This window comes from Tellurirhabdus rosea, assembly GCF_026278345.1.
GTDB lineage: Bacteria > Bacteroidota > Bacteroidia > Cytophagales > Spirosomataceae > Tellurirhabdus > Tellurirhabdus rosea.
In genome coordinates, this window is record NZ_CP111085.1 from 2,247,477 (window position 1) to 2,269,896 (window position 22,420).

A 22,420-nucleotide genomic window follows, 5' to 3' on the forward strand; every position below is an offset into this window, starting at 1 on the left:
CGGAAGCGGCCTTTGGCTTTTCTGACTTACGGCGTGCCGGACTAGGTTCGGTGCCCGGTCGCGCGGGTTGTCAGTACACGGTATCTTCTTTCCGAACCGTCCTCGGCGCGGTCGACAGCACCTGCTCATCCATGCGAATCGGCTCGACACCCGGCGTTTCATTATGGATGAAAAACGTTTTGGCGCAACGCCGGCAGCGGTAGGCCTTCAGGGGCAGAAAGTTGTAGTAGCGCTTAAAATAGGAAGGCTTGGTGGTGCGTTCCAGGTGAATGTCTGTCTTGCAGTGGGTACAGGTACAACGTTTCTGCGTTTTACTGAAGATATACAGCATTCCAATCAAATAGCTCCCGATCAGGAGCAGAGTTCCATACACTAGCATCGGCTACGCTTGAAATAAATGAGTAATTCGTTACGGGACAGTAAGCTCTTTTCAAAGTTCATACCAAATTTATAGACTTTGTTCTTGGGTAAAAAATTAAAAGGAGATTAAGCGTTTTTACTACCTTGCCAAGTCATCCATTTACTTGACTATGACTACTTCACCAGACAAACTGATGCTGCTCGACGAGGTAATGAACGGCCTGATGAGCCGCTACCGGGAACGGGTGCCCGACGTTTCGGGCGTTGTGAATGCCCTGATGGACGAGGGCGTCATCGGGTCGGCCGGAGAGATCGAAAACGATCATATCGCCTTCCGGACGATGGGCGTTCCGAACCTGGGTATCCAGTCCTTCGAGAAGATTTTTCTGCATTACGGCTACCAGAAACGGGATTTCTACAATTTTGCGGAGAAAAAACTGACGGCTTACTGGTACGCGCCGCCCGAACCGCGTTTTCCCCGGATTTTTGTCAGCGAACTGCGGGTACACGAGCTGTCGGAGCGGGCGCAGGCCATCATTCATTCCTACACGGATACCGTCACCGCCGACCCGGTCGACGGCCTGAACCTGGACGATGCGGCGGCGGTCGATGCCTTTCTGCACCAGCCGCTGTGGCGCACCCCGACGCTGGCGGATTACCAGACGCTGCTGGCCGAAAGCGAATACGCCGCCTGGGTCATCTATAACCGCTATTACCTGAATCATTTTACGGTCAGCGTGCACAATCTGAAACCGGGCTATCATACCATTCAGGATTTTGTGGCTTTTCTCGAACGGCGCGGCTTCCGGCTTAACACCGCCGGGGGCGTCGTCAAAACCAGCCCGGACGGGGTGCTGTTGCAGGCGTCCACGGTGGCGCAGATGCTCGACGCCGAATTTGCCGGGGGCGAAACGCACCGGATTGCGGGCTCGTACGTCGAATTCGCCGAACGCCGGGTGCTGCCCCAGTTTGCGCACCTGCCGCCCGACCAGATTCGCCGGGAGCACCGCCGCGACGGCTTCGAGGCCGGAAACGCCGACAAGATTTTCGAAAGTACCTTCACCTCCCAGACTCATCAGTAGCCCCACCGGCTGCCAGCCGCAGGCCCGCTCCTTACCCGAGCGGGCTTTTTTGTCTTATAAATAACTTCGTTCCAGCAGGATTGGCACGATTTTGAATGCGTTAAGAATTACCAAACTCGGGCAAGCGGCTTTCCGTTCGACAGCCTATGTCTGGTAATGGAGGGATGCCCGGATAGCTCAATGGCTTAGCGGCATTGCAGGAGCGGTATCAGAAGACACCGCAGAACCGTAGCTTGAAAACTTAACGCATGGAAAAGCTTTCTATCATTATTCCCGTTTACAACGAAGAACGAACCATCACCCAGTTGCTCGACCGGGTAAAAATGGTCCAACTCCCCGCCGGACTGACGAAGGAAATCATTCTCGTCAACGACTGTTCGCGGGACAATACCGAAACGGTTTTGCTCCAGTACATCGCCCGGCACCGGAAACAGCAGCGGGAGGTGGCCCAGGAGGCTACCTTCGGCAACGGCAGCAGTGCCCTGCTGGAGTCGGAAGCCATGCTGGTGGCCACGGAAGTAGACCTGGCCGACGATATTCAGTATTATAAGCACGAGGTGAACAAAGGCAAAGGCGCGGCTCTGCACACGGGTATAAAGTACGCCACGGGCGACTACATCGTCATTCAGGACGCCGATCTGGAGTACAATCCCAACGAATACAACATCCTGCTCCAGCCCGTGCTCGACGGTTTCGCAGACGTCGTGTTCGGAAGCCGGTTCATGGGCGGACGGCCGCACCGGATTCTGTTCTTCTGGCACACCATCGGCAACAAGTTCCTGACGTTTCTGTCGAACATGTCCACGAACCTGAACCTGACGGACATGGAAACGTGCTACAAACTGTTCCGCAGCGAAATCATCAAGCCGATTGTCCTGAAAGAAAACCGCTTCGGCTTCGAACCTGAGGTTACGGCAAAAATCGCGCGGATTCCGAAAATCCGCATCTACGAGGTGGGCATTTCGTATTACGGACGGACCTACGCCGAGGGCAAGAAAATCAACTGGAAAGACGGCTTCCGGGCCATTTACTGTATTATGAAATACGGCTTTCTGAAGCTGTAAAAGAGAGGTTGGAGCGCAGCGCCCGGCGGAGGGAGAAAGCTTAGCGGAGATTGGTCGAAAAACTCTGCCCGGCGCTGCGACCCAGTCCGCTGATGTCCATGAACGTACTTCGTATTCGCAATCCGTACCTGCTGTTTCTGCCGTTTCTGGCCCTGTACGTCGCCATAGTGGTGCTTCGGCACAACCCAATGGTGATGGACGGCGACCGGTACTACTGGTACGCCCAGAATCTGCTCAAAGGCTTTTACTCGCCGCCGCCACCGGATGTTTACCTCTGGAACGGCCCGGGTTACCCGCTGTTTCTGGCACCGCTGATTGCGCTCGGGGTACCCGTTCTCGTCCTTACGCTCTCGAACGCCCTTTTTCTGTACTGGTCGGTCGTGCTTGTCTACCTGACGCTCCGGCGGCTGACGGCTCCCGGCTGGGCACTGGCTACGGCGGTGTTCTGGGGACTGTACTTCATCACGTACCAGCTGCTGCCGATTCTGATGACCGAAACGCTCGTCAGCTTCCTGTGCGCGGCGCTGGCCTACAGCCTCACCCGGTTGTACGGGGAAGGCGGCCGCCGGTGGCTCCTTCTTTCCGGGTTTCTGATCGGCTACACGGCTCTGGTGAAGGTGATGTTCGGGTACGTGCTGCTGCTGATGCTGGGCGGCAACGCGCTGCTGTGGCTGCTCAATCGCCGGAACCGGGCGTATGGGCGGAGCCTGCTGGTGCTGGTGGTGGCGTTTGCTACGACGGTGCCGTACCTCCTGTACACCTACCAGCTGACCGGCCGGACGCTCTACTGGGGCAATTCGGGCGGGATGAGCCTGTACTGGATGACCACCCCGCACGCGGACGAGTACGGCGAGTGGTTCGACGAAAATCTGGATTTCGCCTTTATTTCGCCTTATCCGGCGGCTGATTCGCTCAACGTCAAAATCCTGAAAGCCAATCACGCCGCCGACTACAAAGAGATTTATTCGTACCGTGGCCTGGAGCGCGACGATGCCTTCAAACGGCTGGCCATCCGCAACATCAAAGCGCATCCGAAGAAGTTTCTGGAAAACTGCTTCAACAACCTCGGGCGCCTGTTTTTCAGCTACCCGTTCTCCTACCGTTTTCAGGACCCGGGGCTGCTCAAGAAAATTATCGTCAACGGCTTTTTCCTGTCGCTGTTCCTGCTGAGCCTCATTCCTACGGCGCTGAACTGGCGAAGAATGGCCTATCCGGTGCGCTTCCTGTTGCTTTTTGCGCTGATTTATCTGGCCGGAAGCACGGCGGCGAGCGCCTACCAGCGGCTTTTCTACGTCATCGTGCCGATCCTGCTGGTGTGGATGGCGTACGTGCTGAGCAGCGTGGTGAAGATTTCGGCCAGATTTGACAAGTAAGTTATCTGGACGTTTGATGCCTGCCGGTGGTTAACGGCTGCAGAACCGGTACTCCCAAACGCCAAACGTCCAGTGGACCGGGCCCGCTACGTCTGAATGACGCCCACATTAAACGCCTTCGTAATCGGCGCGTGGTTGGCCGCTTCCATGCCTGAGGAAAGCCATTGCCGGGTTTCCAGCGGATCGATCACCGCATCGACCCAGAGATGGGCGGCGGCGTAGTAGGGCGAAAGCTGCTCGTTGTACTGGTTCGTGATTTTCTGCAGCTGTTCCTGCTCCTGTTCCGGCGTCATCGGCTGGCCTTTGGCTTTCATCGCCGCCACCTGAATCTGCAGCAGCGTTTTGGCCGCCGACGCCCCGCTCATAACGGCCATCTGGGCGGTCGGCCAGGCGATCATCAGACGCGGATCGTAAGCCCGGCCGCACATGGCGTAATTGCCCGCCCCGTACGAATTGCCGATCACGACCGTAAATTTCGGCACCACCGAATTGGCCATCGCGTTGACCATCTTGGCTCCGTCCTTGATGATGCCCCCCTGCTCCGAACGACTTCCGACCATAAAGCCCGTCACGTCCTGCAAAAAGACCAGCGGAATCTTTTTCTGATTGCAGTTCATGATGAAGCGGGCGGCTTTGTCGGCGGCATCCGAGTAAATGACCCCGCCCATCTGCATTTCCGAGGGCTGGCCGGTTTTTCCTTTGGCCTTGACGACCTTGCGCTGGTTGGCCACGATGCCCACGGCCCAGCCGTCGATGCGGGCGTATCCGCACAGAATCGTCTGTCCGTAGAGTTCCTTGTATTCTTCAAACTCCGAATGATCCACCAGCCGGTCGATGATCTCGCGCATGTCGTACGGCTTGACGCGGTCGGCGGGCAGCAGTTGGTAAATTTCTTCCGGACGTTTGACGGGCGGGGCCGGGGCTACCCGGTTAAATCCCGCCTGGTCGGGAGCGCCCATTTTCTCGAAAATACGGCGGATGGCGTCCAGACAGCTTTTATCGTCGGGGTACTTGTTGTCCGTTACGCCCGAAATCTCGCAGTGGGTCGAGGCTCCGCCCAGCGTCTCGGCATCCACCTCCTCGCCGATCGACGCTTTGACCAGATACGGACCCGCCAGAAAAATCGAGCCCGTCCCTTCCACGATCAGCGCCTCGTCCGACATGATGGGCAGGTAAGCCCCGCCCGCCACGCAGCTGCCCATGATGGCCGCCACCTGCACAATGCCCAGGGCCGACATCTGCGCATTGTTGCGGAACATCCGTCCGAAGTGCTCTTTATCGGCAAAAACCTCATTTTGCAGCGGCAGGTAAACGCCCGCGCTATCGACGAGGTAAATAATCGGCAGGCGGTTTTCCATCGCTACCTCCTGCGCCCGCAGGTTCTTTTTGGCCGTGATGGGAAACCAGGCACCGGCCTTCACCGTCGCGTCGTTCGCCACGATGACGCATTCGCGGCCCGCCACGTACCCGATGCCGGTCACGACGCCGCCTGCCGGGCAGCCGCCGTGTTCGGCGTACATTCCCTCCCCGGCAAACAGGCCGATTTCCAGGAAAGGCGAGTTCGGGTCGGTCAGGTAATCGATTCGTTCGCGGGCGGTGAGTTTGCCTTTTTTATGCTGATCCTCAATTTTTTTGGGTCCGCCGCCGAGCCGGGTCAGGGCCGCGCGGCGGGCTAGTTCGTCAAGGAAAGGAGTCAAAGGAGTTTCCGTTGCAATCATGTTGAAGGTGTGTCAGGCGTGTTGATGAATAACGGCAATATACCGAAAAAACAAAACCCCGGGTTTGCCGGGGCTGTTGCACAAAATCGAAGTTTCGGTTACTGAACGGGCTTGACCGTATCCGCCGCCGGGGTGACCGTGGGCAGCGGCGAAATGGCTTCCGTTTTGCCGTTTGCCTTTTCCTTGCGACCAAAGAGCGAGAAATGCACATACCGCCTCGGGTTTTCGCGCAGGTCGGTCAGCAGGCGGTCGAGGCTGGCGGTCGTGGCCGTGACGTTGGCGTACAGCTTTTCGTCGCTTTTCAGCTTCCCGAGCGTGCCCTGTCCGCGGTTGATGTCGGCCAGCATCGTCTGCAGCGTACCCACCGTGCGGTTGGCGTTGTTGAGCGTCTGCCGCAGTTGCAGGGCATTGAGCGAATCCGTGAAGGTGTTGGCTTTGGCCAGAATCGGTTTCAGCTGCCGTTCGGTTTCGACGAGGTTGGCCGAAAGCCGGTTCAGGTTGCCCATCAGCGCATTCAGGTTCTGGCGGTTTTCGGCGAGGGTCTGGTTCAGCGTTCCCGTAGCCAGTTCGGTGGAGGCCAGCGTGCGGTTCAGAACGGTCGCCGTCTGGTCGAAAGAGCCGACCACCCGGTTGAGGCTGGCCATCAGCGAATCGACCTTATTGAGCACGGGCGGCAGTTTCTCCTGCGCCTGGGCCGTGAGGCCCTTTTCTTTGGCACTCACCAGCGTATCGCCTTTTTCGAGGGGCTGCCCCGTGCCCAGTTCCAGCCGGATCTGTTTTCCGCCCAGCACCCCGGCATCGGCCAGGATGGCTTTGGTGCCGACGGGAACGATGATGTCTTTCTTCACGTCCAGCATCACCAGCAGTTGATTGCCACGGTCCTGCAAAATCTCGATCCGCTCCACGCGCCCCACGGCCAGGCCGTTCAGCAGCACGGAGTTGGACGTCGTCAGCCCGTCGATGTTATCGTAGATGACGTAGAATTTATTGGTGCGGGAAAAAATGTCAGAGCCTTTCAGGTAATTGAATCCAAAATAAAGCATCGTCATGGTGACGAGCGCGAGAAGGCCGATTTTAGCTTCCTGGGATAGTTTCATGGTAATGAGTGAATGAGCCAATGAGTAAATGAGCGAATGGCTCCGCTGACAAACGACTACTTGACAAAGCGGAGCTATTCGCTCATTCACTCATTCGCTCAATCAACAATTAAATTCGGTGCGAAGTTAGAAATTTGCGGCGTTAGTCTACGGTATCCACTTCGTGTTTATACGCTTTGAACGCCTGAACGATAGACGCTGAAATTTCATCCTGACCCGCTTCGGAGGCGAGATAGCGCTCTTCGTTCGGATTCGTCAGGTAGCCTGTTTCGATCAGCACGCTCGGCATGGTTGTGCGCCAGAGAACCAGAAAACCGGCCTGTTTCACGCCCCGGCTCGACCGGTCGGCGTATTTTTTGAAGCAGTATTCCACTTTCTGGGCAAAATCGATGCTGCTGTTCATGAACGCGTGCTGGTAATTGGCCAGCATGATGTGCGCCAGCGGCGAGTCCGGGTCGAAGCCCTTGTAGGTTTCCTGATAATTTTCCTCTTTCTTGATAACGGCGTTTTCCCGCTTGGCTACATCCAGGTTCCCGTTGGTCTTGTGCAGACCCATCGTGTAGGTTTCCGTGCCGTACACCCGGCTGCTGCTCGGACTGGCGTTGCAGTGAATCGAGATGAACAGGTCGGCCTTGTTGCGGTTGGCAATGTTGGAGCGTTCGCTGAGTTCGATGAACTTATCCGTCGAACGGGTATAGATGACCCGGACGCCCGGCATCTCCTGCTTGATCCGCTGCCCCACCTTCAGGGCGATCTTGAGCACTATCCGGGATTCGCGGGAAGTTCGGCCCACGCAGCCGGGGTCCTTCCCGCCATGACCGGCATCGAGCACCACCGTGCGCAGCCGACCGGGGCCTTCCGGCATCTCGTCCGTACCGCTGCTGTCGCGATGAGCGGGCTGCTGCACCTGCTGGGGCACTTGCGACAAAAGAACAAAGCTCAGCAGCGGAACCGCAAACGCTGAGGTTGCCGCCGTCTGGAAGCAGGTTTTAATAATTTTTAACAACGCAATCCGTTTCAAAGCAGTATGGGATAAAAGTTAGCGACTAACTTTGTAATTCTGAAAGGTACAGGTGTTCCCACCTGAACACCCCATTGTAGCAAATGTAATTTTTTTGATAAAACTGAGAAACACATACTTTATTATACGGATTTGCTGGGTTCTTTGCTTATTGACGGCCGCACTGGTGGCTTCAGCGCAGCAGAACCCGGTTCGTCGGCCCGCATCCGGACGTTTGCCCGCGGCCGGAGCCCCGGCGACACCCGCTACCGGCGTTCGCCCGGCGGCCCCCGGCGATACCCTTCGGCCGAACCGCACGGCGACCCCGCTGGATACCACCGTCCGCGACACCATGACCATCGACCGGCAGTTCCAGACGTCGGTCAAGTCCAAATCCCGGGACTCGTCCTTCTTTGACGCCACCGGCCGGATTTACGAGCTTTTCGGAGAGGCGGAAGTCAACTACGGCGACATTACGCTGCAGGCCGACTACATTCGTCTGAACTACGCAACCAACGAAGTGTTTGCGCGGGGTCGTTACGACTCCACCACCCGGAAGTGGATCGGGCAGCCGATTTTTCAGGATGGTGCCGATACGTACAACACCAAGGAAATCCGCTACAATTTTAAGACCAAAAAGGGAATCATTTCAAGCGTCATCACCGCGCAGGGCGAAGGCAATATCCGCGGCCCGCGCGTAAAAAAGGACGCCGACAACAACGTATACATCGGTCGTGCGAACGGGCAGACGCCCATTTACACCACCTGTAACCTGACGACGCCCCACTTCCACATTGCGGCCACAAAAATCAAGGTGGTGCACAACAAACAGGTCGTCGCGGGCCCGTTCTACCTGGCCGTCAACGAAGTGCCGCTGCCGCTTGGGCTTCCCTTCGGCTTTTTTCCGATACCCAAAAAGAAAGAGATCGGGACTTCGGGGCTGATCTTTCCGCAGTACGGCGAAGAGCCCAACGGCCGCGGGTTCTTCCTCCGCGACGGGGGCTATTACTGGGCTCTGAACGAGTACATCGGCATGCAGTTCAAAGCCTCGATCTACTCCAACGGCAGCTGGGGCGCGGGCGTCGAATCGCAGTACCTGAAACGCTACCGCTATGGCGGCCAGTTTGCGCTGCGCTATTCCCGCAACCGGCTCAACCGCATTGTGGAGGCCCAGGCGCCCAGCAACGACTTCAGCATCATCTGGTCGCACGCGCCTCAGAACCGCGGTGCCCGGTCGTCGTTTTCGGCCAACGTCAACGTCGCCAGTAACAGCTACAGCCAGCTCAACGCTACCAGCCTGCAGCAGACCATCCGGAACGTGGCCGGCTCGTCGGTGCAGTACAGCCGCCAGTTCGGGCAGTATGTCCGGAGCGGGGCCAACTTCCGCGTCAACCAGAACTTTGGACGCTTCAACCAGCTCACCGGCCTGCGGGAAAACGGGCAAACCGACGTTTCGGCCGATGTGAACCTGGGCGTCACGCAGATTGCGCCCTTCGCCCTGCGCGGCGGAACGGGCCAGTGGTACGAGTCGTTCCGGGTGGGCTTTGATTTCAACGCGTCGGCGCAGATCAACAACGTCCGCCGCCGCATCGACACCACCGGCCTCGGTTTTCCGGTGATTCTGACGTCGCTGGCCAACATCCGGGGCGACACCATTCAGGCCCGCATCGACAGTCTGAACCGCGTCCGGTCGGGCGATTTCTCGCAGGTCGGGCAGAATCTGTATCCGTTCAACCTCGAAACACTGCCGGAACTGCTGCGCAACATGCAGGTGCAGAGCCGGTATTCGATTCCCATTTCGCTGCCGAACTTCAAGATTGCGCGGTACATCAACTTCACGCCGGGTATTTCGTTTCAGGGTGACCTGTACACCAAAAAGCTTCAGTTTACCCGGCAGAGCATTCCCGGCACCAGCGACATCGCCTACCGCATCGACACCGTGGGCGGCGTTTTCAGCACGTATTCCGTATCGTTCAACGGCAGCGTGAACACGCGGGCCTACGGCACGTATTTCGTGCGGCTGGGACGGGTGCAGGCCATCCGGCATACGATCGCCCCATCGGTCTCGTTCAGTTACCTTCCCGACCTGTCGAACTCGTTTTCGACGGCCATTGAAGGCTTTCGCAACGCCGCCGGGGAGCCCCTGCGCACCTCCAACTTCCGCGGATTCGGCGGGAGCGGCGGGGCTTCGCCGGGCCAGCAGGCCAGCATAAGTTACAGCCTCGTCAACCAGATTGAGATGAAGGTGCGGTCGCGCAGTGACTCGGCCAAGAGTGAGTTTGAGAAGATTTCGCTGTTCGACAACATCAGCCTTTCGGGCGGGTACAACATCTTCGCGCCGCAGTTCAACTTCTCGCCGGTCAACCTGAGCGCCAACACGCAGATTCTGAAGAAAGTGAACTTTAACTTTGCAGCGACGTTCGATCCGTACGCGTTCGAGTACCTTCCCCGGACCACCAACGTGTACATCATCGAAGCCGACGGCCGGATTGTCCAGCGGGGTACGAAAGGCGATGTGGTGCTGACGCGGACCAACAAACTCGCCCTCAACAGCGACCTGAAGCAGGCGCCGCTGCATCTGCAGAATCTGAACTTCTTCATCAGCACGAGCTTCAATCCGAAAGGCGCGAACCAGAACCGGGCGCGGACCGTGGGGCAGCAGGTCCAGGGAACCACGCCCGCCGAGCAGGCACAGATCAACGACATTCGTCTGAATCCGGAAGAATACGTGGATTTCACGATTCCCTGGAACCTGAACCTGAGCTACAACTTCAGCCTGAACAAATTTACGCCGACCCAAAGCACGATCATCCAGACGCTGCAAATTACGGGCGACTTCAGCCTGACGCCCAAGTGGAAGGTTTCGATCAACTCCGGTTACGACATCGTTGCCCGGGCTCCGTCCCTGACGACCGTTTCCATCAACCGCGACCTGCACTGCTGGGACATGAGCTTTAGCTGGACGCCGTTCTCCGGCAACCGGTACCGGGCCAACTACTTTTCTTTCGACCTGCGCGCCCGTTCCAGCATCCTCCAGGACCTGAAACTCAGCCGCCGCAGCCGTGGCGGACTTAATGTGGGAACGATGTTTTAATGGTTGAATGATTGAGTTTTGAATGATTGATAGGTTGAATGGCTCCGCCAAATTCTAGCCTTGCGAAGCAGATCAATCATTCAAAACTCAATCATTCAACATTCAATCATTTCTCTTGTCATGCATGAAAAAAGGGCGACTCGTTGGAGTCGCCCTTTTTTCATGCATGACAAGAGAAATTTATCGCGTTGTCTTGGCAACTTTCTTTTTAATGGCCGGGGCCGGCGTCGGGGCAGCAGCGGCAGACTGGGCTTCCTTCGGCGCTACCACTTCCCCGCGCAGTTCGAGGAAAATCTGCGGCCGTTCGCCATTGCTGGTGACCGTTACGGTTTTGTTAAACTGACCCATGGCGGCAGCGTTGTACGTAGCCTTCACGTAGCCTTTCTGGCCCGGCAGGACGGCGCTCTTGGTCCAGTCCGGCGTCGTGCAACCGCAGGACGGCTGGGCATTCGAAATTACTACGGGGTCGGTGCCCGTGTTGGTGAATTCAAAGGTGAACGTCACCGGCTTACCCTGCTCAATTTTGCCGAAGTCGTGCGACTCCTTGGCAAACTTGACCACCCCTTTCTGGGCGAAGGCGACCGTAGTAATTGCAAAAAGAACTACGAAAAGTGAAAAAACTTTTTTCATCGCTTTTGAAAAATTTAGTTATAAAAAATTAGTCGTTACGCTCAATAATTCGGAACTGCCGCAAAAGGTTTGCCAAATAAATATCGGCAATTGCACTCAAAACAAAGATTGTGAAAAAAAAGGTTCTTTGAAAGCTGTCAAACTTTCTATTATTTTTAATCGTCTAATACCTGAACGGGACTCTATTGAACCGTCTCCACTTCATCAGCAAACTATCCGACAACCTTTAAATTAAGGCAGTTCTGTGATTGTAAACGAATCAATAAGCGAAACCGACCTTCTGACGCGTGAAAAAATTTTGCGCGACTACCGCCTGGCCTCGGAAAGCCGTCAGGCAAGTCTCCTCGGGCGTCGGGAAGTGATGGGTGGCCGGGCTAAATTCGGCATTTTCGGCGATGGAAAGGAGCTTCCGCAGCTGGCGGCAGCCACCGCTTTCCGGCGCGGCGATTTCCGTTCAGGATACTACCGGGACCAAACCTTCGTGGCGGCCACGGGCCAACTAACCTGGACCGAGTTCTTTGCCCAGCTTTACGCCCATACGGACGTGGAAGCGGACCCGCACTCGGCCGGTCGGCAGATGAACGGCCATTACGCCACCCGCTGGCTCGACGAAGCCGGTCAGTGGCGGACACAGACCGAATTTTACAATTCCGTCAGCGACATCGCCCCTACCGCCGGTCAGCTTCCGCGCGCGCTCGGCCTCGCCTACGCCTCGAAACTGTACCGTCAGAATCCGGATTTACATACTAGGATGCAGTTTTCGCGTCAGGGTAACGAAATTGTTTTCGGAACCATCGGCGACGCTTCCACCTCGCAGGGCATGTTCTGGGAAACCATGAATGCCGCGGGCGTGCTGCAGGTGCCCCTGCTGATGTCGGTCTGGGACGACGGCTACGGCATCTCCGTCCCGATTGAATACCAGACGACCAAAGCGAGCATTTCCAAAGCACTGGCCGGTTTTCAGCGGGACGAAAAAGACAAAGGCTTCGAAATCCTGACCGTAATGGCCTGGGATTATACCGCTTTGATTGAAACTTACCAGAAGGCGGCCCGAATCTGCCGGGAAGAACATGTTCCGGTGCTCGTACACGTGCAGCAGGTGACGCAGCCGCAGGGCCATTCAACCTCCGGCTCCCACGAACGCTACAAATCCAAAGACCGCCTGACCTGGGAAAAAGAGCACGACTGCAACCGGCAGTTCCGGCTCTGGATTCTGGAAAACGGCTACGCCACGCCCGACGAACTCGACCGCATCGAGCGGGAGGCCGCCCAGGTCGTCAAGCAGGCCAAACAGGACGCCTGGGGTGCCTACGTCGCCTCCATGAAAGGCGATTTCGACGAGGCCATGACGCTGCTCCAGCAGGCTATCGAATCGTCGGCCAATGCCGGCGCCATTGCCGCCCTCCGCGAGCAGCTCCGCCAGACGCACACGCCGCTGCGCCGGGATGCGGTAGCGGCCGTGCGCAAAGCCCTGCGTCATCTGCGGGGCGAAAACAGCCCGGCCCGGCAGGGACTGCTGGCCTGGGTCGAGCGCAACAAGCTTGAAAACGAAGACCGTTTCAGCTCGCACCTCTACAGCCCGTACGCGTCCTCGCCGATGAATGTGGCGGCCGTTCCGGCGGAGTACGGCGCCGAAAGCCCGGTCGTTGATGCCTACCAGCTCATGCAGCGTTACTTCGACAGCCTGTTCAGCCGCGACGCCCGCGTGCTGGCGATGGGAGAAGACGTGGGCCAGATCGGCGACGTGAACCAGGGCTTCGCGGGCTTGCAGGATAAATTCGGCAAGCTCCGGATTACAGATACGGGCATTCGCGAAACCACCATCGTCGGGCAGGGAATCGGCCTGGCCATGCGCGGTCTGCGGCCCATCGTCGAGATTCAGTACTTCGATTATATTTTTTACGCGCTGGCCACCCTGACCGACGATCTGGCGACGCTGCGTTACCGCACCAAAAGCGGGCAGATTGCGCCGGTCATCGTCCGGACGCGGGGCCACCGCCTGGAAGGCATCTGGCATTCCGGTTCGCCCATGGGGGCCATGCTCAACAGCCTCCGGGGCCTGCACGTGCTGGTGCCCCGCAACATGACCCAGGCCGCCGGTTTCTACAACACGCTCATGCAGGGCGACGATCCGGCGCTCGTCATCGAGCCCCTGAACGGCTACCGCCTCAAGGAGCGTCTGCCCGAGAACCTCGACACAATGTGCGTTCCGCTGGGCGTTCCGCAAATTCTGCGCGAGGGCACGGACGTCACCATCGTCACCTACGGCTCCATGTGCCGCGTGGTGCTGGAAGCCGCCGAGCAGTTGCAGTCGTTCGGCATCAGCATCGAGGTCATCGACGTGCAGTCGCTGCTGCCTTTCGACATTCATCACTCCATCATCGAATCGGTTAAGAAAACCAACCGGGTGCTTTTTGCCGACGAGGACTTCCCCGGCGGAGCTTCGGCCTACATGATGCAGAAAGTGGTGGAAGAGCAAAATGCGTACCGCTGGCTGGATTCGGCACCGCGCACGCTGACGGCTCAGGCCCACCGTCCGGCCTACGGCTCCGACGGGGATTATTTCTCAAAACCGGGCGCGGAGGACGTATTCGACGCCGTTTACGAGATGATGCGGGAAGCCGAACCGGCCCGTTTTCCGGAATTATATTAAGGGCAAAAGAGTTTTCACGAAGGGGACGCTGGGCTAAACACCGGGAACGCTGTTATTTTCACGGCGAACTCTGCGTTTAGCGTAGCGTCCTCTGCGTTTAAACCGCTACTTTTGCACCGAAATGACTCAATATTTCAAAGATATACAGGAAGGAATCCGCACCTCGGTGGCCGGACTCAGGCTTACCCTCCGCCATTTGTGGCAGGCGCGGCAGAGCCGCAGGCCGATCAATGTGCAGGATGCGTCCTATTTTGATCAGGATACCGGCATCGTCACGCTCCAGTATCCGTTCCAGACGATTCCCATTCCCGACAACGGCCGCTACCGGCTGCACAACGAAATCGACGACTGCATTGTCTGCGACAAGTGCGCCAAAATCTGCCCGGTAGACTGCATCAGCATCGAAGCCATCAAGGCCACCGAAGAAATCGGCAAAGCCTCCGACGGCTCGCCCATCCGGCTGTATGCGGGTAAGTTCGACATCGACATGGCCAAATGCTGCTACTGCGGCCTTTGCACGACCGTCTGCCCGACCGAATGCCTGACGATGACGAAGACGTTCGATTACAGCGAATTCGACATCCGGAACATGACGTACCACTTCACCAACCTCGCCCCCGAGCAGGCCGAGGAGAAGCGGGAGTTGTACGAGCAGTTTATGCGGGAAAAAGAAGAATTCAAGGCGAAACAGGCCGCCGAGAAAGCCGCCGCATCGGCCGCCGCCGCGAAAACAGTACCGGCCGAAGAAGCGCCCGCCGCCCCGAAGCGTCCGGTTTTCCGCCCCGGCATGAAACCCGGCGCGGCTCCCAAACCCGCCGAAGCCGAAACGCCCACCGCTCCGGAACCGCCCCAGGCTCCCGAAGAGGCACCCAAACCGGCGGCCCGGCCCGCTTTCCGGCCGTCGATGAAGCCCGGGGCGGCCCCGAAAACGGACGAGCCGACCACCGTGCCGAATGAAGCCGGGGTGGTCATTCCGGTCGATGACCCGAAGCCGATCGAAGGCCACCGTTCGCCCAGTTCGACGCCCGAGGACCCGCGTCCTTCCCAGGCGACTCCGGATGAGGCCGAAAAGATTGCGACCGAAGCGGCCCGGCCCGCCGCCCGACCGGCTTTCCGCCCGTCGATGAAACCGGCGATCCCCCAACCCGCCGCCGCGGACGAACCCAAAGCGGAAGCCGCACCGCCGTCCGAAGCCCCCCCGGCACCGGCACCCCGACCGGCTTTCCGCCCGACGATGAAGCCGAAAGCCGGTACGCCGGAACCGACGGCCCCGGAGTCCGTTCCGGCCGAACCGACACCCTTGGAAGAACCCAAGGCAGAAACCGGGCCGACGACCCAGCCGGAAGAACCCAAAGCCGCCGCTCCGAAGCCAGCTTTCCGGCCGACGATGAAGCCCAAACCGGCGGCACCCGACCCGGCCCCTCCGACCGAAACGCCGAAGACGGAACCCGAAGCGGCTTCTCCCGCCGAAGAGCTGAAAGCGGCCGCGCCCAAACCGGCGTTCCAGCCGACGATGAAGCCCAAACCGGCGGCAGAGAGCCCGGCGGCGGCTTCTGTGCCCGAACCGGAGCAACCCGCAGAACCGGAGCCACCCAAAGCGGCTTCACCGCGTCCGGCGTTCCGGCCGACGATGAAGCCGAAGCCCGCCACGCCCGACCAACCGGAGCAGCCCTCCGACGAATCCTAGTTTATCCATGTAATCAGCGTCAATCGTGGTTCAGATTATTTTTCTGCTTTTTGCCCTTCTTACCCTCGGCTCGGCGCTGGCGGTGCTGCTCACGCGGAATGTGCTGTATGCGGCGTTTTTCCTGCTGCTAACCCTGCTGGGCGTGGCGGGCCTGTTTGTGCTCGCCGGAGCGGATTTTCTGGCCGTGGCGCAGGTGATGATCTACGTCGGCGGTGTTCTGGTCCTGATCATTTTCGGGGTGATGCTGACCCACAAGCGGCCATCGGCGAACGATTCGGCGTCCAAACCAAACTACATTCTGACCCGGCACCGGGGCTGGTTCTGGCCGCTGCTGACGGCGCTGGGCCTTTTCTGGGCGCTGTACAGCCTGCTTGTCCGGGCCAACTTCGTGCTGTTCAACCGGGAGGCCGTCTGGCAGCAGACCCCGGAACTGATCGGCCGCCAGTTGATGACCGAGTTCAGTCTGCCCTTCGAACTGGCGGGTCTGCTGCTGCTGGTAGCGCTCATCGGAGCGGCCACGCTGGCGGCGGGTGCCCGCGTTAACCCCACCAACGATGGAAGTCATTAATCCCGGATATTACCTGCTCATCAGCGCGGCCCTGTTCAGCATCGGACTGGCCATTGTGGTCATCAAACGCCACGCGATCATGGTCCTGATGGGCATCGAGCTCATGCTGAACGCCGTGAACCTCAACCTGATCGCCTTCAGCCAGTACGATCCCGACCGGCTGCAGGGGCAGATGCTGGCGCTGTTTGTCATGATTGTAGCCGCCGCCGAAGCCGCCGTGGCCCTGGCCATCATCCTGCAGGTCCACAAGCACTTTCGGACGGTACAGCTGGATGAAATCAGCGAAATGAAGAAATAAACGCGTTGACTTTCCGCGCGGAACCGGCCGCGAAATCCCCTCAGCCATGCTCACTTTGGAAGATAAATTCGAACGCCTCATCGACGGTATTCTGGAACAGGGCTACGGCGTGCTCGACGGTTTTTTATCGCCGGACGAAGTAGCCGCCCTGACCCGAACGCTGCGCCAGCGCCACCAGGACGGCGCGTTCAGGCCCGCCGGTATCGGCAATCAGCAGGTGACGGTCGAAACGGCCATCCGCGGCGACGAAATCTGCTGGCTCGACGCCGAAAACGCCCTGCCGGAAGAACAGCAGTACCTCGACCGCCTCCAGAGTCTGGTCGATTACCTCAACCGGACGTGTTACCTCGGCCTGCAGGACGGAGAAATTCATTACGCCCTCTACCCCGCCGGTACGTTTTACAAACGCCACCTCGACCGCTTCCGGACGGATTCGCGGCGACGTATGTCCGTTATCTGTTACCTCAATACGGACTGGCAGGAAGCCGACGGCGGGCAACTGGTAGTTTACAAAGCCGGTCCGGACGGAGCCGAAGAGGCCATCAGCCTGCTGCCGCTCGGCGGGCGGCTGGTCTGCTTCGAGAGCGATAAGCTGGAGCACGAAGTCAAACCGGCTACCCGCGAGCGCATCAGCCTGACAGGCTGGCTCAGAACCCGTTAGCGCTTCAGGATTTTCTTGACCGGCGCCGGAATTAGCCGGGACAGTGACAGCAGCGTCTTCGGCACCGTAAAACGCAGCGGATAGCCTTCGTGCGCCTGGTTCAGGGTCTGGTCCATGTACTTGTTTTCGACCACTTTCCGCGTGGCGATGTTCATGATCTGGCGAATGAACAGTTTGTCGAGCGTGGCGTCGGAACGGAGCGGCGTATAGTATACGCAGTCTTCGAAAAAATAATGCGTTACCTGGCTGTAGCGGGTCGCGCCGGGGGTTTTGATCTTCTCGCCGCCGTGCAGCAGGTTGGCCGACCAGATGATGGCCTGCCCTTTTTTCATGTTCAGGATGGATTTTTTCAACCCTTGCGCCTGAATCATGTCCTCCAGAAAATCTTCGTATTTAATGTACGTCTTACCGTAAACTTCCTCAATGGTCTGGGCCGTAGTGCCTTTCAGGCCCATGTCCACGAGGTCGTAGAAGGGCAGTTTTTGGCTGCCGGGATAGTAGTGCAGCGGCCCGTTGTCGTCCCGGACGTCTTCGAGCGCCACCCAGACACCGCACATGAACCGCTGAGGAATCGAGTGAAAGTGAATCGAATCGCTGTGTGTCCGCTGCTGCGTGCCGAGTTTGAAGTTCAGGGTCTGGAACGGGATCGGTTCGCGGCGGTACAGCACCCGGAGCAGATCCATCACCTTGGGCGCAATGGCGATCTGCCGCACGGCTTCCGCGTACGCCCACGCGTCCTGAATCCGCAGGTTGCTGGTGGCCAGATGTTTTTCTTCCAGAGAGGCAATCACTTCGTCGAGCACCGAAAAATCGATTTCGGGGTCAAAAACGACATACCCTTCTTCCGCAAATTGGGTGACCATTTTCTCCGTTTCCGGGTCAAGATTCGCACTTTTCAGTTCTTTCTTGAAGAACGGCGATTCGACCCAGGGCAAATTTACCGTGTAGTTTTGGGGAAAGACAGCAGTAGGCATGACAGTACAAATATTAACGTGGTTTAATAGGATACTTTAATAAAGATCAATTCTTTCATAAATACCACTAAAACTAGCCAACAAAGTGTTGAAAATCTTGATGCTGGCTTACTTTTTCGTAAGCGGCAAAGAACAACAGGATTTGTTTTCGGGCGGTTATTCAAGATATTTGCCCCACGAAACCGCTTCACCGCTTTGATGCCTGACGAAAACCTGCTCCGTACGCTGCTTTGGACTATTCTGCTGCTTCCGTTTGTCCACGGAATCGGCTGGCTGCTGGCGGGTCGGCGCTTTAATGCGGTGGCGGGCCTGGCCTCGGCGGTTCTGACGCTGGCGGGCCTCGCCCTGTCGGTGTGGGTGATGATACAGACGGGCCGTCAGCCGGTTACGCTGCGTACCGACTGGATTGCGCTCCAGGATTTTTCCCTGCCCATTGCCTTTCGCCTCGATTCGCTAACGTTGCTGATGCTGGGGGTTGTGCATTTTATCGCCCTGCTCGTCCAGCTGTATTCCACCTCGTATCTGCACGACGAGCCGGACAAAAACCGTTATTTCGGCTTTCTGGGCGTTTTTGTCGGGTCCATGCTCGGAATTGTGCTGGCCGGAAACCTGATTGGCCTGTATATTTTCTGGGAACTGGTGGGCCTTTCGTCCTACCTGCTGATCGGTTTCTGGTTCCGGAAACCCGAAGCCGCCGCCGCCGCCAAGAAAGCCTTCGTCATGAACCGGATTGGCGACGCCGGGTTTCTGATCGGTATTTTTCTGGTCTACTACACCTACGGCAGCACCGAATTTTCGGAAGTCCTCGACCAGCCGAACCTCGCCACGCCCTTCGCTACGCTGACGGGCCTTTGCCTCTTCTGCGGCTGCGTGGGCAAGTCCGCGCAGTTCCCGCTATCGACCTGGCTGCCCGACGCCATGGAAGGCCCCACGCCCGTTTCGGCCCTGATTCACGCCGCGACGATGGTAGCGGCGGGGATTTTTCTGCTCGCCCGCATTCACCCGCTGCTGACGCCCGACGCCCTGACGGTCATCATCGTCATCGGCCTGATTACCATGCTGGTTTCGGCCTACAGCGCCGTTTTTCAGACCGACATCAAAAAAGTACTGGCGTATTCCACCGTCTCGCAGCTCGGCCTGATGGTGGTGGGCATGGGAACGGGCAATGTTTCCGGCGCCCTTTTCCACCTGACGACCCACGCGTTTTTCAAGGCGGGGTTGTTTCTGGCGGCGGGTTCGGTCATCCACGGCGTCCATACGCAGGATATGCGGCGGATGGGCGGGCTGCGCAAAGCCATGCCCGTGACCTTCATCGGCTACCTTGTCTGCGCGGCGGCCCTCGCCGGTGTCCCGCTGTTTTCGGGCTTTCTGTCCAAAGAAGCGCTGCTGACCGGCTCGTTCGACTGGGCGCAGAACCGCTCGGGCGGGGCCATACTGGTTCCCGCGCTGGCGCTGATTTCGTCGGGGCTGACGGCCGTTTACATGGCCCGGCAGGCGCATCTGATCTTTTTTGGCAAATACCGGAACGTCGATCTGCCCTTTTCGCGGGTTCACGAATCGGACTGGCGCATGACCGGCCCGGTGGTGCTGCTGGCCGCCCTTTCCCTCGGACTGACTTTTTCCCGGAACCCGTTCTCGGCCACGGAAAGCTGGTTTTTCCGGCTTTTTGCGGAAAGCAACGCCTTCTCGGCGGGCGACGAGACGCTGGGGCTGGCCTATGAGCATCTCCTGATTGCGCTGGTTTCGGTCGGGGTGGTGACGGTCGGGCTGTTGACGGGCTATTTCCTGCCCGCGACCGACCCCAAATTGCCCGAAGTGCGGTTGCTGACGCCGGACCTGGCCCCCGCCGAACTGGCCGACCGCTGGGTGTTCCGGCCGTTCCATACGTTTGCGCGGCGGCTGCACCGCTTCGAGCGGCGGTTTATCTTCTGGTTCCGGAACCGGGAACTGCACCTGGATACGCTGCACTGGAAGGGCGTTATCCAGCCGGTGCTGACGTTTTCGGACGCTTTGTCGCGCTTCGACGCGAAGGTTGTCGATGGCCTGGTGCATCTGGTGGCGATGGGCAATGTGGTGGCGGCGCACGTCGTCGGCTGGCTCGACCGCAATCTGGTGGACGGGCTGGTCAACGGAGCGGCCTGGCTGGCGGGCCGTTTCGGGACGGCGGCGAGGCAGGTGCAAAGCGGGCGGGCGCAGTCGTACATCGTGGCGGCCGTTATGGGCCTGCTGCTGATCATCTGGTTGATACTGTAACCCGGAAAACCATTCCGGGAAAAAATAGAACCGCGGAATATCATTCCGCGCTACGAAAAATAAGATCGCGGAATAGCATTCTGCGTTACGTATGAGCGAACACATTCTCTCGTTGCTGATTTTCTGGCCGCTGGCCGGAGCGGTGCTGGTGGCCCTGCTGCCCGATACCCAAAAAGACCATTACCGCTGGATTACGCTGCTGTTCTGTCTGGGCGAACTGCTGCTCTGCGGCGCGGCTTACCTGGCCTTCGACCCGGCGCAGGCCGGTTACCAGCTTCTCGAACGCCTCGACTGGATTACGCTGCCGCTGGGCAGTCTGGGCGTGGTTTCGATTGACTACGTGGTCGGGGTGGACGGCATCAGTCTGCCGCTGGTGGTGCTGACGGGCGTGGTGATGCTCATCGGGGCCATTTCCTCCTGGACCATCGACAAGCGCGAACGGGCCTACCACTCGCTGTATCTGCTGCTGACGGGCACCATCATGGGCTGCTTTGTCGGGCTGGACTTCTTCCTGTTTTTCCTCTTTTTCGAATTTATGCTCCTGCCGATGTATTTTCTCATCGGCCTCTGGGGCGGCCCGCGCCGGGAATACGCTTCCATCAAGTTCTTTCTGTATACGCTGGCGGGCTCCGTGTTGATTCTGCTGGTGATGATTGCGCTGTATCTGGCCGTGATGGACCCGGTCGAAACGGCGCTGAACCTGGGCCTGATCGACGACCGGGCCAATATCACGGAAGACATCATCCGCCAGATGCAGACCTGGCTGGCCGACAACCGCATCGAACCGCGGCAACTGACGCACACCTTCGATTTCCGCTATATGTCCGACGGCCGGAACTACCTGCCCGACTCGTTCCTGAGCATTTACGGCGAAGTGCAGTTGTTTGGTATTCCTTCGCGGCTGGTGGCGTTTCTGTGCGTTTTTCTGGGCTTTGCGGTCAAACTGCCGGTCGTTCCCTTCCATACCTGGCTGCCCGACGCCCACGTCGAGGCGCCGACGCCGGTATCGGTGGTGCTAGCCGGAATTCTGCTGAAAATCGGCGGTTACGGCTTTCTCCGGATTGGCTGGGGCTTCTTCCCCGACGGGGCCGCCGAATATGCGCTCTGGCTGGCAGGGCTGGGTGTCCTTTCCATCGTATACGGCGGCTTCAACGCTCTGGCGCAGACCGATTTGAAGAAAATGATTGCCTACTCCTCGGTGTCGCACATGGGTTTTGTCCTGCTGGGTGTCGCTTCGCTGACGGCCGAAGGCATCAACGGGGCCGTCTACCAGATGGTCAGCCACGGCGTGCTGTCGGCCATGCTGTTTCTGTTGACGGGCGTGCTCTACGACCGGACGCACGACCGCCGCATCGACCACTACCGGGGACTGGCCGCGTCCATGCCGGGCTATACGGCCCTGACCGCCGTCGCTTTCTTTGCCTCGCTGGGTCTGCCGGGCTTCTCGGGTTTCATCGGCGAACTGTTCACGCTGATGGGCAGCTTCCAGTCGCTCTGGCTGCCGGGCTGGATGACGGCCGTAGCCACGCTGGGCATCATTCTGGCGGCGGGGTATTTTCTCTGGACGCTGCAGCGGATGTTTTTCGGACCGCTCTGGGTGAAGGAAGAAACCGTCGGGCCGCTCCCCGACCTCGACCGCCGTGAACGCCTCATGCTGATTCCGCTGGCGGCGCTGGCGCTGGCTTTAGGCGTTTTCCCCCACCTTATTTTCGACCTCACCAACGCCACCGTGGCCGAATGGCTGCAGAAGTTTACGGTGGAATAAACCTTGCTTTTCTCTTTTTCGGAAAGGTCGCTTAACGGCGGCCTTTTTTCGTTTCGCCGAATAAAACTTCCGCTTCAAAAGAGGCCGGGATGGTCAGCCGGTTGCGCTTCTCCAACTTTAAGGTGTAAACAACAAAACTCGCT

Annotated in this window: 17 protein-coding genes; 11 read left to right on the top strand and 6 right to left on the bottom strand. The window is 58.6% G+C overall.

Going from position 1 to position 22,420, the window contains the following annotated elements; genetic code table 11:
- Positions 1-70 precede the first annotated feature (70 nt).
- Positions 71-331 carry a hypothetical protein gene (locus ORG26_RS09380; protein ID WP_266368694.1) on the bottom strand — a complete coding sequence of 87 codons (261 nt, stop codon included), beginning with the start codon at positions 329-331 and terminating at the stop codon, positions 71-73.
- Between the two features lie 199 nt (positions 332-530).
- Between ORG26_RS09380 and ORG26_RS09385 the strand changes: the two genes are divergently transcribed.
- The 3 genes from ORG26_RS09385 (at position 531) to ORG26_RS09395 (ending at position 3,879) form a co-directional block, all read left to right on the top strand.
- Positions 531-1,442, top strand: coding sequence for a DUF1338 domain-containing protein (locus ORG26_RS09385; protein ID WP_266368696.1), 912 nt, complete (start codon positions 531-533; stop codon positions 1,440-1,442).
- 248 nt (positions 1,443-1,690) lie between these two features.
- Positions 1,691-2,506 carry a glycosyltransferase family 2 protein gene (locus ORG26_RS09390; RefSeq protein WP_266368698.1) on the top strand — a complete coding sequence of 272 codons (816 nt, stop codon included), beginning with the start codon at positions 1,691-1,693 and terminating at the stop codon, positions 2,504-2,506.
- 98 nt (positions 2,507-2,604) lie between these two features.
- Positions 2,605-3,879, top strand: coding sequence for an ArnT family glycosyltransferase (locus ORG26_RS09395; RefSeq protein ID WP_266368700.1), 1,275 nt, complete (start codon positions 2,605-2,607; stop codon positions 3,877-3,879).
- Positions 3,880-3,965: 86 nt separating this feature from the next.
- On the opposite strand, the gene ORG26_RS09400 is transcribed toward ORG26_RS09395, so the two are convergent.
- The 3 genes from ORG26_RS09400 to ORG26_RS09410 all read right to left on the bottom strand — a co-directional run bounded on the left by ORG26_RS09400 (position 3,966) and on the right by ORG26_RS09410 (position 7,613).
- On the bottom strand, positions 3,966-5,576 hold the full coding sequence (locus tag ORG26_RS09400; RefSeq protein WP_266368702.1) for an acyl-CoA carboxylase subunit beta: 1,611 nt from the start codon (positions 5,574-5,576) through the stop codon (positions 3,966-3,968).
- A gap of 119 nt (positions 5,577-5,695) precedes the next feature.
- Positions 5,696-6,694 (bottom strand): MlaD family protein, encoded by a 999-nt coding sequence (locus ORG26_RS09405; protein WP_266368703.1) that lies wholly within the window; start codon positions 6,692-6,694, stop codon positions 5,696-5,698.
- Positions 6,695-6,836: 142 nt separating this feature from the next.
- Positions 6,837-7,613, bottom strand: a complete 777-nt coding sequence (locus tag ORG26_RS09410) for an N-acetylmuramoyl-L-alanine amidase family protein (RefSeq protein WP_323134431.1) — start codon at positions 7,611-7,613, stop codon at positions 6,837-6,839.
- A gap of 268 nt (positions 7,614-7,881) precedes the next feature.
- Between ORG26_RS09410 and ORG26_RS09415 the strand changes: the two genes are divergently transcribed.
- Entirely contained in the window at positions 7,882-10,788 is a 2,907-nt protein-coding gene (locus ORG26_RS09415) for a putative LPS assembly protein LptD (protein WP_266368705.1), read from the top strand.
- A gap of 180 nt (positions 10,789-10,968) precedes the next feature.
- Here the strand turns inward: ORG26_RS09415 and ORG26_RS09420 are convergent, their stop codons facing one another.
- Complete coding sequence (locus ORG26_RS09420; protein ID WP_266368707.1) at positions 10,969-11,418, bottom strand: DUF1573 domain-containing protein; 450 nt, start codon at positions 11,416-11,418, stop codon at positions 10,969-10,971.
- Between the two features lie 244 nt (positions 11,419-11,662).
- Between ORG26_RS09420 and ORG26_RS09425 the strand changes: the two genes are divergently transcribed.
- From ORG26_RS09425 to ORG26_RS09445, 5 genes are all read left to right on the top strand, one after another.
- Positions 11,663-14,071 carry an alpha-ketoacid dehydrogenase subunit alpha/beta gene (locus ORG26_RS09425; protein ID WP_266368709.1) on the top strand — a complete coding sequence of 803 codons (2,409 nt, stop codon included), beginning with the start codon at positions 11,663-11,665 and terminating at the stop codon, positions 14,069-14,071.
- Between the two features lie 121 nt (positions 14,072-14,192).
- Entirely contained in the window at positions 14,193-15,758 is a 1,566-nt protein-coding gene (locus ORG26_RS09430; RefSeq protein ID WP_266368710.1) for a 4Fe-4S binding protein, read from the top strand.
- 25 nt (positions 15,759-15,783) lie between these two features.
- A complete protein-coding gene (locus ORG26_RS09435; RefSeq protein WP_266368711.1) occupies positions 15,784-16,326 on the top strand; it encodes an NADH-quinone oxidoreductase subunit J family protein in 543 nt (180 codons plus the stop codon).
- The gene (gene nuoK, locus ORG26_RS09440) at positions 16,313-16,624 is read left to right on the top strand and encodes an NADH-quinone oxidoreductase subunit NuoK (protein ID WP_323134401.1); all 312 of its coding nucleotides are present in this window, start codon (positions 16,313-16,315) and stop codon (positions 16,622-16,624) included. Before ORG26_RS09435 ends, nuoK begins: the two co-directional genes overlap by 14 nt.
- 46 nt (positions 16,625-16,670) lie before the next feature.
- Positions 16,671-17,285 carry a 2OG-Fe(II) oxygenase gene (locus ORG26_RS09445; protein WP_323134402.1) on the top strand — a complete coding sequence of 205 codons (615 nt, stop codon included), beginning with the start codon at positions 16,671-16,673 and terminating at the stop codon, positions 17,283-17,285.
- Here ORG26_RS09445 and ORG26_RS09450 read toward each other — a convergent pair.
- Entirely contained in the window at positions 17,282-18,259 is a 978-nt protein-coding gene (locus ORG26_RS09450; RefSeq protein ID WP_266368713.1) for a phytanoyl-CoA dioxygenase family protein, read from the bottom strand. The two genes, ORG26_RS09445 and ORG26_RS09450, sit on opposite strands and share 4 nt — an antisense overlap.
- Before the next feature lie 198 nt (positions 18,260-18,457).
- On the opposite strand from ORG26_RS09450, the gene nuoL reads away from it, so the two are divergent.
- The gene (gene nuoL, locus ORG26_RS09455; RefSeq protein ID WP_266368715.1) at positions 18,458-20,512 is read left to right on the top strand and encodes an NADH-quinone oxidoreductase subunit L; all 2,055 of its coding nucleotides are present in this window, start codon (positions 18,458-18,460) and stop codon (positions 20,510-20,512) included.
- Positions 20,513-20,603: 91 nt separating this feature from the next.
- Positions 20,604-22,277, top strand: a complete 1,674-nt coding sequence (locus ORG26_RS09460) for a complex I subunit 4 family protein (protein ID WP_266368716.1) — start codon at positions 20,604-20,606, stop codon at positions 22,275-22,277.
- Positions 22,278-22,420 lie beyond the last annotated feature (143 nt).

Bases quoted from the DNA above. Each gene is read 5' to 3' on its own strand.
- nuoK (WP_323134401.1), top strand. From the start codon at position 16,313: ATGGAAGTCATTAATCCCGGATATTACCTGCTCATCAGCGCGGCCCTG.
- ORG26_RS09390 (WP_266368698.1), top strand. From the start codon at position 1,691: ATGGAAAAGCTTTCTATCATTATTCCCGTTTACAACGAAGAACGAACC.
- ORG26_RS09395 (WP_266368700.1), top strand. From the start codon at position 2,605: ATGAACGTACTTCGTATTCGCAATCCGTACCTGCTGTTTCTGCCGTTT.
- ORG26_RS09405 (WP_266368703.1), bottom strand. From the start codon at position 6,694: ATGAAACTATCCCAGGAAGCTAAAATCGGCCTTCTCGCGCTCGTCACC.
- ORG26_RS09450 (WP_266368713.1), bottom strand. From the start codon at position 18,259: ATGCCTACTGCTGTCTTTCCCCAAAACTACACGGTAAATTTGCCCTGG.
- ORG26_RS09430 (WP_266368710.1), top strand. From the start codon at position 14,193: ATGACTCAATATTTCAAAGATATACAGGAAGGAATCCGCACCTCGGTG.
- ORG26_RS09460 (WP_266368716.1), top strand. From the start codon at position 20,604: ATGAGCGAACACATTCTCTCGTTGCTGATTTTCTGGCCGCTGGCCGGA.
- nuoL (WP_266368715.1), top strand. From the start codon at position 18,458: ATGCCTGACGAAAACCTGCTCCGTACGCTGCTTTGGACTATTCTGCTG.
- ORG26_RS09385 (WP_266368696.1), top strand. From the start codon at position 531: ATGACTACTTCACCAGACAAACTGATGCTGCTCGACGAGGTAATGAAC.
- ORG26_RS09380 (WP_266368694.1), bottom strand. From the start codon at position 331: ATGCTGTATATCTTCAGTAAAACGCAGAAACGTTGTACCTGTACCCAC.
- ORG26_RS09420 (WP_266368707.1), bottom strand. From the start codon at position 11,418: ATGAAAAAAGTTTTTTCACTTTTCGTAGTTCTTTTTGCAATTACTACG.
- ORG26_RS09445 (WP_323134402.1), top strand. From the start codon at position 16,671: ATGCTCACTTTGGAAGATAAATTCGAACGCCTCATCGACGGTATTCTG.